The 13,358-nt window shown below is 72.8% G+C and carries 11 protein-coding genes; all 11 read right to left on the bottom strand.

All coding sequences use genetic code 11. The features are described 5' to 3' along the window. Window positions 1–357: 357 nt before the first annotated feature. Window positions 358–2,319 carry an AAA family ATPase gene (locus tag NDAS_RS04520; RefSeq protein ID WP_126625047.1) on the bottom strand — a complete coding sequence of 654 codons (1,962 nt, stop codon included), beginning with the start codon at window positions 2,317–2,319 and terminating at the stop codon, window positions 358–360. A gap of 91 nt (window positions 2,320–2,410) precedes the next feature. Then, entirely contained in the window at window positions 2,411–3,286 is an 876-nt protein-coding gene (locus NDAS_RS04515; RefSeq protein WP_013151956.1) for a DivIVA domain-containing protein, read from the bottom strand. Between the two features lie 134 nt (window positions 3,287–3,420). Next, window positions 3,421–3,708: a YggT family protein gene (locus tag NDAS_RS04510; protein WP_013151955.1), complete on the bottom strand. Its 288-nt coding sequence runs from the start codon at window positions 3,706–3,708 to the stop codon at window positions 3,421–3,423. Between the two features lie 39 nt (window positions 3,709–3,747). Further along, window positions 3,748–4,266: a cell division protein SepF gene (locus NDAS_RS04505; protein ID WP_013151954.1), complete on the bottom strand. Its 519-nt coding sequence runs from the start codon at window positions 4,264–4,266 to the stop codon at window positions 3,748–3,750. Window positions 4,267–4,393: 127 nt separating this feature from the next. Further along, window positions 4,394–5,122 carry a YggS family pyridoxal phosphate-dependent enzyme gene (locus NDAS_RS04500; protein WP_013151953.1) on the bottom strand — a complete coding sequence of 243 codons (729 nt, stop codon included), beginning with the start codon at window positions 5,120–5,122 and terminating at the stop codon, window positions 4,394–4,396. A gap of 350 nt (window positions 5,123–5,472) precedes the next feature. Next, entirely contained in the window at window positions 5,473–6,192 is a 720-nt protein-coding gene (gene pgeF / locus NDAS_RS04495) for a peptidoglycan editing factor PgeF (RefSeq protein ID WP_013151952.1), read from the bottom strand. Between the two features lie 251 nt (window positions 6,193–6,443). After that, window positions 6,444–7,940, bottom strand: coding sequence for a cell division protein FtsZ (gene ftsZ / locus NDAS_RS04490; protein ID WP_013151951.1), 1,497 nt, complete (start codon window positions 7,938–7,940; stop codon window positions 6,444–6,446). 496 nt (window positions 7,941–8,436) lie between these two features. Further along, the gene (locus tag NDAS_RS04485) at window positions 8,437–9,165 is read right to left on the bottom strand and encodes a cell division protein FtsQ/DivIB (protein ID WP_041552353.1); all 729 of its coding nucleotides are present in this window, start codon (window positions 9,163–9,165) and stop codon (window positions 8,437–8,439) included. A gap of 56 nt (window positions 9,166–9,221) precedes the next feature. Next, window positions 9,222–10,682: a UDP-N-acetylmuramate--L-alanine ligase gene (gene murC / locus NDAS_RS04480; protein WP_013151949.1), complete on the bottom strand. Its 1,461-nt coding sequence runs from the start codon at window positions 10,680–10,682 to the stop codon at window positions 9,222–9,224. Next, entirely contained in the window at window positions 10,679–11,839 is a 1,161-nt protein-coding gene (murG, locus tag NDAS_RS04475) for an undecaprenyldiphospho-muramoylpentapeptide beta-N-acetylglucosaminyltransferase (protein ID WP_013151948.1), read from the bottom strand. Before murG ends, murC begins: the two co-directional genes overlap by 4 nt. Further along, the gene (gene ftsW, locus NDAS_RS04470; RefSeq protein ID WP_013151947.1) at window positions 11,836–13,266 is read right to left on the bottom strand and encodes a putative lipid II flippase FtsW; all 1,431 of its coding nucleotides are present in this window, start codon (window positions 13,264–13,266) and stop codon (window positions 11,836–11,838) included. Before ftsW ends, murG begins: the two co-directional genes overlap by 4 nt. Window positions 13,267–13,358: the final 92 nt, after the last annotated feature.

Here is a 13,358-nt window from a genome sequence, read left to right as displayed (position 1 = left end):
CGGAGCGGCCCGGTCCGTCCGCCTCCCGCGGACGGGCCGGGCCGCTTTCCGTTCCACGGCGGCGGGGGCGCGGGCCGCGGTGGCCGCCGGGCGTCCGGATGGTCGAGCCGCGCACACGACACCGTTCGGCACCGCTGGGGGCCGGTCCGCCGCTGAGGTCCGTGGTCGCCCTCCCCGGCCCTGGGAGGGCGTTCAGCGCGCGGGGGCGACGCACCGTTGTGATCCGGCCAGTCCCGGTCCGCACCGACACTGGGTGACGCGCGGGAACGCCGCCGCACGCCCGGTGACCGGTGGACGCCGGATCCGGCCGTCAACGCGCGAGGGCGCCGCTCCTCCGAGCGGCGCCCTCGCCGGGTCTCAGCGCTTGGTGTCGGAGGCGTCGTCGTGGGGGGCGCGGTCGGCGGTGTCCCGCGCCCCGTCCTCGTCCGGACCGTCCTCGGCACCGTCGGCGGGGCGTTCCGCACGGGCGGCGGAGTCGGCCTCCCCGGTGTCCCCGTGGTCGGGCTCGGCTGCGGCCGGGACGTCTCCGGCCCGCGCACCGTCCTCATCCTCGTCCCCGCCGCTGGGGACGCGGTAGGAGAAGGCGCCGCTGCTGGCGTCCCGCCCGTCACCGGAGTCCCCGTCCGCGGCGCGCTCGTCGGCCTCGTCGTCGGTCCGGGCGCCGTCCCCGGTGCTGTCCGCCACCTCGTCGGTCCCGGCGTCATCGGGGTCGCCGTCGGGGGCTCGCTCCTCCTCCGGCTCGGAGTCCGCGGAGATCACCGGGAGGACGGCCGTCTCCGAGCCGGGAGCGTGTCCGTCCTCCGGCTCCCCGGAGACCACCGGGAGGACAGCCGTCTCCGGGCCGCCCCCGTCCGCCCCGGGCTCACTCGGGGCCTGCTCCGTGGCGTGCGCCTCCAGGGCGTCCTCCCGGTCGGCGGCGGGCTCGGAGTCCTCGTCCGCTTCCTCCGGACGCTCCGCGGCGCGCGCCTCCGCGGTGTCCCGGGCGTCCTCGTGGTCAGCGGCGGGCACGGACGCCTCGTCGGGCTCAGGGGTCCCGGCGGCGGCCGTGTCCTCGCCGGGCTCCCCCGCGTCACTCCTCTCGGGGGCGTCCGCGGAGGGCGCGTCGTCGATGTCCTCCTCCACCGCGTCCCGCGCGGCCCGGGAGCCGTCACCGGGCGAGGAGGCGTCCTCGGCGGAGGAGGCTCCGGGAACGTCGTAGGCGAAGGCCCCGCTCTCCTCCTCGTCGGGCCGGTCCCCGTCGTCGCCGTCCTCCGCGAAGGCGTCCTCCTCGACGGCTCCCTCAGCGGCCGACCGTCCGGGGATGTCGTAGGCGAACGGGGCCCTGTCCGAGGTGCCGGTCCCCTGAGTGCCGTCCCCGTCGCTGTCCCGGTCCCCGTCCCCGGGGACGTCGCGGGCGGAGGAGGCCGCGTCCCGGTCTGCGCTCCCGGAGTCGTCGTCCCCGTTCCCGGGGAAGTTCTCCTCCACGGCCTGCGCCGGACGGGGGATGCTGTAGGCGAAGGGCTCCTCGGAGGCGAACGCGGAGCCGCCCCGCTCCCGACCGCCGTGCTCGTCGGGGGCGTCCGTGAAGGGCGCGTCGTCGATGTCCTCCCCGACCGCGTCCTCCCCGAACGGGGGGCGGTCCTCGGCGGAGGGGCCGTCATCGGCCGGGGGCGTGCGGCCGGGAATGTCATAGGTGAAGGCTGGGCCGGAGGCGGCGGTGCGCTCGCCGGTCCCGTCCCCCGTGTCGGGTCCGTCCTCGGCGGTGGTACCGCTCGGCTCGTCCCACTCCGCCCTCGCGGCGGTGTCGGCGGCGTCGGCTCCGCTCTCCCAGGGCGCCGGGGCGCGGAGCGGCCGCTCCTCCTCGGAGGACGCCCAGGAGGGGGTCGGTCCGGAGTGGGGAGCGGAGGGGGCGGCGTCGTGCGCCGCCGTATCCGGTTCCGGCCAGTCGTGGGCCGTGGGGGTCTGCCAGCGGGGGACGTCGTACTCGGGTTCTCCGTGACCGGCGTCCTCCGCGACCGGAGTCGGCCAGGCGGGCCGCTCCGGGACACGGGGCTCCCGCACCGGCTCGGAGGCCGGTGCGGGTACGCGCCCGGGGTTCTCCGACTCCACGTGTGCGATGGGCACCGCCGATGCCGCGGTGGCGGCCATGACGGGGACGGACGCCTTCCCCAAACCGTCCGTCCGATCCGGTCTGCCCCCGCCGCCGGACCTTCCCTGGAGCAGCGCCCCCAGTAGGAGGAGAACGCTGACGCCCGCCAGTCCCAGTGCCACATACACCAGGACGGTCTCGGCGAACACCAGGGCGGCCACGATGACGGCGATGGCCGTCAGCACCGCCACGGTTGCGAGGATGCTAAGGATCACGGGTCGACCAGGACCTTTACACGTGTTGTGCCGGAGTCTTCAGTTGTTCGAGCGGATGCCGCGGTGATCAGCGGCGCTCGTGCGGCTCGCCCGGGTGGAACCCGCCGTGCTGGGCCGGCTCGGGCTGCCCGAACGGGTTGCCCGTGGGGCCGTGCTGGAGCGAGGGCGTTGCGCCGGTCTGCGGAGCCATGGTCTGGAAGCCGCCCGTGGTGTTCGGGTTGTTCAGCTCCTGGGCCTTCTCCTCCTCGCTCTTGAGCTCGCGCAGCTGGCGCTCGAAGTAGTCCTTGAGGCGGCTGCGGTACTCACGCTCGAAGTCCTTGAGCACGTTGACCTTGTGCTCCAGCTCCTCGCGCTGCTGGACGAGGCTGCCCATGACCTGACGGTGGCGCTCCTGCGCGTCGCGGTCGAGGTTCTCGGAACGGGCGCGGGCCTCACCGATGATCTGGTCGGCCTGGCGGCGGGCCTTGCCGAGGATGTCCTCGGACTCGTGGCGGGCGCGGCCGAGGGTCTCGTCGGCCTCGCGGCGGGCGTCGGAGATCGCCTGGTCGGCGGTCTGCTGCGCGAGGGCCAGAACACGGGCGGCCGTGTCCATGTTCTCCTCGCCGCCCATGCCCATGCCGGGACCGGCCATCTGCATCTGCTGCTGGACCGGGGGCTGGGGCTCGACGGCCTGCGGAGGCTGCACCGGCTCGGGGCGCATCTGCTCGTGCTGCGGCTCGGGCGCCTGGTCCTGCTGCTGGAAGTCCTGCATGCCGGCGTTGGGCACCTTGCCCCGCAGGCACTCGGCCAGCTTGCCGCGCAGTTCCTCGTTCTCCTGGATCAGGCGGTCGAGCTCGGACTCGACCTCGTCGAGGAAGGCGTCGACCTCTTCTTCGTCGTATCCCGGTCGGAGCCGGGTGGTACTGAACTGCTTGTTCCGCACATCGGCGGGTGTCAGCGGCATGTTCGTCTCCTTGGCGCGCTTGGAGTCTGTCCGTAGGGACGCTACATGATCGTGACCTTACGGCAATCCAGATCATGACCAAGACCACATAGCGGAATCCGGGGCGGTTCCTTCCGCCTACGTCTACTCTCCTGCTAGGCGAAGCTCCCGAGCAGTGCGATCAAGATGTAGACGCCGAAGAAGAGCACCAGGACGCTCAGGTCGAGCGCGATGCTCCCCAGGCGTACGGGCTTGATGAACCGACGCAGGAACCTCAGTGGCGGGTCGGTGATCGTGTACACGATCTCAGCGATCACGAGCACGAACCCCGTGGGGCGCCACGATCTGGAGAAGGACTGCACCATCTCCAGGATCACCCTGGCCAGCAGCACGAAGACAAACAGCTGCAGGATGATGATCAGCACGGACAGGACGGTACTCACGGTCGTTCCTCGACCCAATCTCTGGACAAATGTGACGTTCTAGCTCTGATTGAAGAACCCTCGCTCGGCGATCCGCGCCTTGTCCTCGGCGGTCACCTCGACGTTGGCCGGGGACAGCAGGAACACCTTGTTGGTGACGCGTTCGATACTGCCATGCAGACCGAAGATCAGACCAGCCGCGAAGTCGACCAGACGCTTGGCGTCGCTGTCGACCATCTCGGTCAGGTTCATGATCACCGGTGTACCCTCTCGGAAGTGCTCTCCGATGGTACGCGCCTCGTTGTAGGTACGCGGATGGAGCGTGGTGATCCGCGCGAGGTCGGCGGTGGAGGCGGTCGCGGTCGTGCCACCGCGACCTGAGCCCAGGTAACCGCCGGTGTCCATCACGTCGCCTCGCGCTTCCTCGCCGGGCGGGGCGTCAGCGTCGCGTTCACGCTGCTCCTCCACCCCCTCGTCGAAATCGTCGAACTCATCATATTCGTCCGCATAGCGGTGATCGTAACGGTCGTCCTCCACGAGGCCGAGGTAGACCGCCATCTTGCGCATCGCGCCGGCCATCTCATGTCCTCCGTCGTCCCCGCGGCCTTCACCGCAGCCGACTCCTTCGCACTGTCCCGTCCGCTCTCGGGGAGAGCGTCCATTCGGGCGAACTCCACAGACGGGTTCCAAGGTCTATGTGGGGACATTACCCCACGATCGGTCCCCGGTTGCCGAGCAACGCCGTACCGAGTCGCAGGTGTGTCGCGCCTCGCTCGACCGCCGCCTCCAGGTCCCCGCTCATGCCCGCGGACACCACCGTCGCCCGAGGATAGCGATCGCGGATGCGGGCCGCGACCTCCTGTAGACGCGCGAAGGCGGCCGAGGGATCGCCCTCGCGGGGGGCGACCGCCATGACCCCGCCCAGCACGAGCGCCTCGTGCTCCTCGATCCGCGCCGCGAGTTCGAGCGCGTCCCCGGGGTCGACGCCCCCGCGCGGACCGATCACCCCGGCCCTCGAGTCCTCGTCGAGGTTGATCTGGACGAGGCAGGTCAGGCTCCGTCCGGCCGCGGCGGCGCGCTCGCCCAGTGCCCGGGCCAGCCTGGCGCGGTCCACCGAGTGCACGACGTCGGCGTAGGAGGCCACCGACCGCGCCTTGTTGGTCTGCAACTGGCCCACGAAGTGCCAGGTCAGGCCGAGGTCGGCGGTCTCGGCGGCCTTGGGCGCCGCCTCCTGGTCGCGGTTCTCGCCCACGTCGGTCACCCCGAGTGAGGCGAGAATCCGCACATCGGAGGCCGGGTGTGTCTTGGTGACGGCGACCAGCGACACCTCGTCCGGGCTGCGGCCGGCCTTGGCGCAGGCCGCCTCGATCCTGGCCCGCGCGGCGGCGAGGTTGGCGCGGACCTGCTCGACGCGAGCCGGGTCTGCGTGTGTCACGGTGCTCCTTCTTTCCCTGGGACGGATCCCACTCGCTGTCCTTCCTACACCCCCCTCGCCCCGCGTGCCCCGAACCCCGGGGACGCCGGGCCCGTCGGGGGCCGCGCGTGAGGCGGTGTTCTTCGGGCCTCCGCTTCGCTTCGTCCCACCCGTCGCCGGCCAGCACCCTCAACGGACACCTACGGCGCGGTCCTGCTCGTGTCCGGGCACCCGGAGAACGGGAAGCCTTCGGCGCCTACGGCGGGGCCGGGGGACGGGGCCGACCGGGAGGCGCGCGGGCGCCGCGGAGGCGGGGAAACCGGGCTGTCCCGGTCGTCCCACGGCACCGTCCTGGTGGCCGGGTACGACGTTCAGGCGCGCCAGAGGAAGGCGGCGAACCTGCCGGTCGGCGCCTGACCACGGTGGGAGAACAGTTCGGGGCTCTCCAGGGTGCAGCGGCCGTCGGCCCGGATGTCGGTGACGCCCGCCCGGCGCAGCTGGGCGGTGACGGCGGCGCGCATGTCCACGCCGGCGGTGCCCCGGCTCGTGGTGCAGGCGGCCTCGGGTACCCCGCGCGCGGTCTCGTCGCGCACGTGGGGCGGGACCTCGTAGCACCCGCCGCAGATGGCGGGGCCCAGGAAGACGGTGATCCGGTCGGCGCGGGCGCCCTGGTCGGCCATCGCCGCGACCAGGTTGGCGGCCACACCGTTCGCGGTGCCCAGTCGGCCGGAGTGCGCGGCGCCCAGGACGCCCGCCTCGGCGTCGGCGGCCAGGACCGGAAGGCAGTCGGCGGCCATCGAGGCCAGGACCAGGTCGGAGCGGGTGGTGACCACCCCGTCGCAGGTGCCCGCGCCCCCGGGGCCGGTGGCCACGAGGACGTCGGCGCTGTGCACCTGGTGCATCCACACGACCCGGTCGACGTCGAACCCCAGGTCGCGGGCGGCGATCTTGCGGTTGGCGAGCACCGCCTCGCGTTCGTCCCCCGAGCTCAGGCCCATGTTGAGCGAGTCGTAGGGCGGGGCGCTCACTCCCCCGTGCCGTTCGGTGACGGCCGCGCGGACCCCGTGGCCCAGGTCGATGACGTTGCTCATCCGGTGGTGTTTCCTCCCCGCTCCTGCCGGAGGGGGAACCCCGGGCCGCGTCGCCCGGAGGGCGTTCGGGGCCGGTGGCCGGTACCGGCCGTGTTCCGGCTCCGGCGCGGACTCCTCGCGGGAGCGGGCTCCCGCGGGGCCCGCCTCGCCGTCCCCCCGGTCCAGGACACTACCACCGCCCGAACCGCCCCGGGCTGGGCGGAGACCGCCCCGAAGCGGCGACGACCCCGGCCCTGGGGCCGGGGTCGGAGCTACTTCAGGAACTCCGGCACGTCGAGGTCGTCGGGGTCGTCGAAGATGACCCGGCGCCGGGGCGTGGGCACGTCCCCGCGCCGCTCGGCGGTGGCGTCCGAAACCGCGTGGATGTGACCCGCGTGGCCGCCCTCACGCTCGGCGGGCTCCTCCTCGGCCGGAGCGGGCTCCTCGGCGCGGACCGGCTCGGCGGGCTCGGCCTCCGCCTGGAAGGCGGACGTGCCGTGGGGCGGGGTCTGCTGTGCGGGGCCCGGCTCGGCCGGAGCGGCCTGGGTGTACTGCTCCTGGTGGGCGGGCTCGGCCTCGACCGGCTGCTGGACCGGCGGAGCCTGGGTCGCCGGCGGCGTCCACTGCGGCTCCGGGGCGGGCTCGGCCGGACGGGACGGTGTGATCCACGGCATGTTGGCGGCCGACGCCCCGCTCGCGTCCGCGGAGGCGGGCGCCGCCGGAGCGGTCCTCTCCTCCCTGCCGGACGTGATGCCTGCCTTGGGGGCGGCGGCCTCAGGAGGGTCCACCGGCTGGCGCTCCCGCACCACCGGGATCACTCCCTCCGGCTCGTCGAAGCCGGCCGCGATGACGGTGACCCTCACCTCGTCGCCCAGGGCGTCGTCGATGACGGCGCCGAAGATGATGTTGGCCTCGGGCGCCGCCGAGTTCGCGACGAGCTGTGCCGCCTCGTTGATCTCGAAGAGCCCCAGGTCGGAGCCGCCCTGGATGGACAGCAGCACACCGTGGGCCCCGTCGATACTCGCTTCCAGCAGTGGCGAGGAGATCGCCATCTCCGCCGCCGCGACCGCCCGGTCGTCCCCGCGCGCCGACCCGATGCCCATGAGCGCCGATCCCGCCCCGGACATGACCGACTTGACGTCGGCGAAGTCCAGGTTGATCAGTCCCGGCGTGGTGATCAGGTCGGTGATGCCCTGCACACCGGACAGGAGTACCTGGTCGGCGGCCTTGAAGGCGTCCAACACGCTGACCTGGCGGTCGGAGATGGACAGCAGCCGGTCGTTGGGGATCACGATGAGGGTGTCGACCTCCTCGCGGAGCATCGCTATCCCCGACTCGGCCTGGGTGGCCCGCCTCTTGCCCTCGAACCCGAAGGGGCGGGTGACCACGCCGATGGTCAGGGCGCCCAGGGACCGGGCGATGTTGGCCACGACCGGGGCGCCCCCGGTTCCGGTTCCACCGCCCTCACCGGCGGTGACGAAGACCATGTCGGCCCCCTTGAGGACCTCCTCGATCTCCTCCCGGTGGTCCTCGGCGGCCTTGCGGCCGACATCGGGGTTGGCTCCGGCTCCGAGGCCGCGGGTGAGTTCGCGCCCGACGTCCAGCTTGACGTCTGCGTCACTCATCAGCAGCGCCTGGGCGTCAGTGTTGATGGCGATGAACTCGACGCCCTTGAGCCCCTCTTCGATCATTCGGTTGACGGCGTTGACACCGCCGCCGCCGATGCCGACGACTTTGATGACCGCGAGGTAGTTCTGCGGTGCTGCCACGACGAGGGGCCTTTCCGCTCGCTTACGCCGTTCCGCCACCGCGTCCGGTGGCTGTGTGCCACCGGAGGCGCCTTTGGTCCGGCATCCGGTTCTACAGTGTGCGTTTCGGGTCCCCCGACGGGTCGTCCACGACGCCGTGACCGGGGGACCCCGGACCGCCGGAGCCTCCGTCCACCCGCCCGGAAGGGGCTGGTGCGGTCCGCCGTGAGGCGGAACGGTTCCCGCGTACCCGAAAAGCCTGTTCTGGTGCTTTGTTGACGTTCGGTTGTGTTTCCCGACAGTAAGCGGACCGCCGACCACGGGCAACCGATGACGAGTTCAGCCTAACGGCGCACGACACGGGGAAGCGATGTGCGCCCTCGGCGCGTCGCGTCTGGAATGTCCGAGCGGGACGCCCGGGCGTGCCGCCGGGGTCCTCCGGCCCGCCCGCGCCCGTACCGCTCGGCGGACCGGCCCCCGCCGCCGCGTCCCTGCCTGTCCTGTTCCTGGGAACGCTTCACCTCACCACGGCGAGGTCGGGCGCGGACACGTCGTAGACGCGCTCCTCCTGCGGCGGGTGCTCGCCGATGAGCACCCGCAGGACGTCGCTCTTGCGCGCGGTCTCCTCGGGCGAGCCCCACTCGACACGGGCCTCCTCGGCGAGTTCGATCACGATCGCCTCGGGGTCGGTGGCGTCGATGAGCCGGATCCGGGAGAGGAGGGAGTCCGGTGCCCGTCCGACGATGTCGGCGGCGGCGGCGACGGCCTCGTTGCCCTCCACCTCCCCGGTCACGCGGACCAGCGGGTAGGCGTCGGGCAGGCTCGGCGCGTCCTCGATGCGCACGCCGTCGGCGTCGATCAGCCGGTAGTCCTCCCCCGCCTGGACGGCCAGCAGCGGTCGGCGTTCGACCACCTCGACCTCCAGGGTGGCGGGCCAGCCGCGGGTGACCGTGGCCGACTCCACCAGCGGCAGCGCCTCGGCGCGCTCCTCGCTGCGGTCCAGGTCGACCCTGATCAGGGGCGTCCCGGTGGGCACGCCCAGGGCCGCGACCACCTCCTCGGAGGGGGTCCGGTCCAGGCCGGTGACCGCGACGTCGCGCACCACGAGCAGGCGGGACCCGAGCAGCAGCCAGGCGACCACGCAGACCAGGGCGACCACCAGCAGAGCCACGAAGGCGAACTTCCAGGGGTCGGACCGCTTGCGCGGCACCGCGTGCCCAGCCGCCTCCTCCTGCTCAGCGACCACCTGCTCCCCTTCCGTGTGTCCGCGCGACCGCTTCCCCAACACTGGCCGTTCCCGCCTCAGCCCCCGAGGCCGTCGGCCCTCTGCGCGAGCGCCTCGACGATGCGCGGGCCCAGCTCGGTGACGTCGCCCGCGCCCATGGTGAGCACGATGTCGCCGGGGCCGGCCAACTCGGCCACCCGGAGCACGGCGTCGTCGCGGCCGGGCACGTACCACACGCGGTCGTGCGCGACACGCGAGGTGATCAGCTCCGCCGTGACCCCGGGCTCGGGGTCCTCGCGGGCGGCGTAGACCTCGGTGACCACGACCTCGTCGGCCAGGCCCAGCGCGGCGGCGAACTCCTCGGCGAAGATGCGGGTGCGGCTGTACAGGTGCGGTTGGAACAGGGCGACGACCCTGCCCCCGGCGTGCTCACGACCGTCCTCGCGCGCCTCCTCGGCCAGGGACTCCAGCGCCGCACGGGTCGCGCGCAGGTCGGCCTCGATCTCGGTGGGGTGGTGGGCGTAGCTGTCGTAGACGGCCACTCCCCCCGCCTCGCCCTTGGGCTCGAAGCGGCGCGCGGCGCCGGCGAAGTCGGCGATGCCCTCGACCGCCACCTCCAGGTCGTGGCCCAGCTCGTCGGCGACCGCGACGGCCGCGGCCGCGTTGAGCACGTTGTGGCGGCCCGGTACGGCGAGCTGGCCGTCCACGGGCTCGCCGTTCGCGGTGCGGATGGTGAACTCGGTGGTGAAGCCGCGGGCGCGCACCCGGGTGACGCGGTAGTCGGCGTCCTCGGCCTCGCCGTAGGTGAGCACCCGCTTGCCGCGTTCGCGGGCCAGCTCGGCCACCCGGCGGGCGCCGGGGTCGTCCACCCCCACGACGAGCGTGCGCTCGACCCGGTCGACGAACGAGGCGAAGTTGGCGTGGATCTCCTCGATACCGCTGTAGTTGTCCAGGTGGTCGGCCTCGACGTTGGTGACCACCGCGATCTTGGGCGAGAGCATGAGGAAGGAGCCGTCGCTCTCGTCGGCCTCCACCGCGATGACCTCGCCGATGCCGGCGTCGGCGCCCAGGCCGGTGGTGACCAGCTTGCCGCCGATGACGTAGCCGGGGTCGGCGCCCACGTGCTGGAGCACCACCGCGACCATGGACGTGGTGGTGGTCTTGCCGTGGGTGCCCGAGACGGCGACGCCCTCGCGGCCCAGCAGCAGCGCGCCCAGGGCCGCGGCCCGGGGCAGCACGCGCAGGCCCCGGCGGCGCGCCTCGACCAGTTCGGGGTTGTCCTCGCGGATGGCGGAGGAGACCACCAGGGTCTCCGCCGTGCCGAGGTTGTCGGCGGCGTGTCCCACGTGGACGTCGGCGCCCATCTGCTCCAGTTCGCGCAGGGTGTCGCTGTCGCGGGCGTCGCTGCCCGAGACCTCCACCCCCGACTGGAGCAGCACGCGGGCGATGCCGGACATGCCCGCTCCGCCCAGGCCGATGAAGTGGGTACGGCCCAGCTTGTCCACGGGCACCGGCTCGGTCGGCCGCACCAGGCTCATCGGGTGTCCTTCCCGTCGTCGTAGAAGGCCTCGTCGCCGTCGTCCTCGGACACCGGCATGTCGGGCGTGGGTTTGTCGCCGCGGGCGATGGCCGTGACCTCGCGGGCCAGCTCCATGTCGGCGTCGCGGCGGCCCATCCGGGCGGCCGCCTCGGACATGGCCACGACCCGGTCGGTGTCGGTGAGCAGCGGGATGAGCTGCTGGGTGATCCACTCGACGGAGACGTCGGCGTTGTTGACCATCATCCCGCCGCCCGCCTGGACGATGGGCTCGGCGTTGAGGGCCTGCTCGCCGTTGCCGATGGCCAGCGGCACGAACGCGCCGGGCAGGCCGACGGCGGTCAGCTCGGCGCAGGTCATCGCCCCGGAGCGGCACATGGCCACGTCGGCCGCGGCGTAGGCCATGTCCATGCGGTCCACGTAGGGGACGGCGACGTAGGGGATGCCCATCTGGGTGAGGTCCTGGGGCTCGTCGGCGTTCTTGGGGCCGACCACGTGCAGCACCTGGACGCCGCTGTCGCGGAAGGCGTCGCGGGCGGCGTAGGCGGTCTCGTTGATGCGCTGGGCGCCCTGGGAGCCGCCGAAGATCAGCAGGGTGGGCAGGTCGTGGCGCAGGCCGAAGTAGGTGCGGGCCTTGTCGCCCATGGCCAGCCGGTCGAGCGAGGTGATCTGCTCGCGCAGCGGGATGCCCACGAAGCGGCCGTTGCGGATCTGGGTGTGGGGGTGGCCGGTGAACACGTGCGGGGTCAGGCGCGCGCCCAGCCGGTTGGCCAGGCCCGGCAGGGGGTTGGCCTCGTGGACGACGATGGGGATGCGCCTGCGGCGGGCGGCCAGGTAGCCGGGCGTGGCCACGTAGCCGCCGAAGCCGACGATGATGTCGGCCTGGAGCCGGTCCAGGTGCTCACCGGCCGCGCTGAGGGCGCCCGCGAGCTTGCCGGGCACGCTGAGCAGCTGCGGGGTGAGCCTGCGCGGCAGGGGGACGGCCGGGATGATGCCCAGCTCGTAGCCGCGCATGGGCACCAGCCGGGTCTCGAGGCCCCGCTCGGTGCCCAGGCAGAGGATCTCCGTGCTGGGGTCCATGCGCCGCAGCGCGTCCGCAAGGGAGAGTGCGGGCTCGATATGCCCGGCCGTGCCGCCTCCGGCGAGGGCTACCCTCATCGTCGCCGATTCCTCCTTGGCCGGTCACCCGCCGGGACCGGTCCGCTCCTGTGCTTGGCCGTTGTCCTGCCACCGCGGGCGCCCGCCGTGCGCGGGCCGCGTGCCGTGGTGGGTCGCCCGGACGCCGCCGCGCCGCCGAGGTTGTTCACCGAGGCGGCGATGTTGTCCAGGCCCAGCCAGCTTAGAGCCCTTTGCACCCGACTGGGACCCCGGGCCTCCAGCACCTTGCGCGCCTCCGGCTCGGTCTTGGCCAGTGCCAGGAGAACGCCCAGGGCCGCCATGGTGGTGACCAGAGACGAGCCCCCGTAGGAGACCAGGGGCAGCGGGACGCCGGTGACGGGCAGCAGCCCGATGACGGCGCCAATGTTGATCATGGCCTGGCCCATGATCCAGGTGACGATGGCGAAGGAGGCCAGGCGGGGGAAGGGCTCCTTGACGCGGAAGGCCACGCGCATCCCGGCGTAGCCGAGCATGCCGAACAGGGCGAGCATGAGCAGGGTGCCGATGAGGCCGAACTCCTCGCCGATGATGGCGAAGACGAAGTCGGACTCGGCGAAGGGCAGGAAGCCCCACTTCTCGCGGCTCTCGCCGATGCCGACGCCGAAGACCCCGCCGGTGCCCAGGGCGTAGAGGCTGTGCAGCGACTGCATGCCCGAGCCCAGGGGGTCGGCCTCGGGGTCCAGGAAGGAGGTGACGCGCGCCATGCGGTAGGGCTCGATGGCGATGGCGATGGCGGCCAGTCCCAGGACCAGGCCGAACATGGCCCCGAACAGCCTGCCGGGCGCGCCCACCACCCACAGCAGCCCCAGGAAGGTGACCAGGAACACCAGGCCCGTGGACAGGTTGGAGCCCATCAGCACCAGCAGGACCAGCAGGCCGCATCCGGGCAGCAGCGGGATGAGCAGGTGCCGCCACTCGGTGAGCTCGCGCAGCTCCTCCTTGCGGGCCAGGATGTTGGCACCCCACAGGGCGAAGGCGAGCTTGGCCGGCTCGGAGGGCTGGATGATCAGCCCGCCCAGGTCCAGCCAGCGGGTGGCGCCGTTGACCTCCACGCCCTGGAAGACGGTGAGCAGCAGCAGCGCCGCCGAGACGATCATCGCCGGGTAGCCGACCAGGCGGAAGATCCGCTGGGGCAGGTGGGAGGCCAGGAACATCAGCGGCAGGCCCAGGGCGGCCGAGACCAGCTGCTGCTGGAACATCGAGAAGGCCGAGCCGGTCTCGTCGATGGAGTTGACCATCGTGGAGGACAGCACCATCATCAGGCCCAGCGCGATGAGCAGGACCGAGGTGCCCAGGATCAGGTAGTACGAGGTGAGCGGCCGGTCCAGCAGGCGGACCCACTCACGCCACAGGGCGCGTTCGCGTCCGCCCACCGCCGCGCGCGCCTTGGACCGGGTCGCCCCGGGAACCGCCGTCGTCGCCGCCATCCACACCCTCCGCACGAAATTCGCGCCTCAATACTGGCGTACCGGCGGGTGCGGAGCCGTGGACATTTCGCGCGTGTTGGCCATCTTTGACG

Origin of the sequence: Nocardiopsis dassonvillei subsp. dassonvillei DSM 43111 (genome assembly GCF_000092985.1) — a bacterium.
GTDB classification, from domain to species: Bacteria; Actinomycetota; Actinomycetes; order Streptosporangiales; family Streptosporangiaceae; genus Nocardiopsis; species Nocardiopsis dassonvillei.
This window is presented reverse-complemented; position numbering and strand designations above follow the sequence as displayed.

Coding starts and splice junctions, on each gene's coding strand:
- murG (WP_013151948.1), bottom strand. CDS start 11,839: ATGAGGGTAGCCCTCGCCGGAGGCGGCACGGCCGGGCATATCGAGCCC.
- ftsW (WP_013151947.1), bottom strand. CDS start 13,266: ATGGCGGCGACGACGGCGGTTCCCGGGGCGACCCGGTCCAAGGCGCGC.
- NDAS_RS04515 (WP_013151956.1), bottom strand. CDS start 3,286: ATGCCGCTGACACCCGCCGATGTGCGGAACAAGCAGTTCAGTACCACC.
- pgeF (WP_013151952.1), bottom strand. CDS start 6,192: ATGAGCAACGTCATCGACCTGGGCCACGGGGTCCGCGCGGCCGTCACC.
- murC (WP_013151949.1), bottom strand. CDS start 10,682: ATGAGCCTGGTGCGGCCGACCGAGCCGGTGCCCGTGGACAAGCTGGGC.
- NDAS_RS04505 (WP_013151954.1), bottom strand. CDS start 4,266: ATGGCCGGCGCGATGCGCAAGATGGCGGTCTACCTCGGCCTCGTGGAG.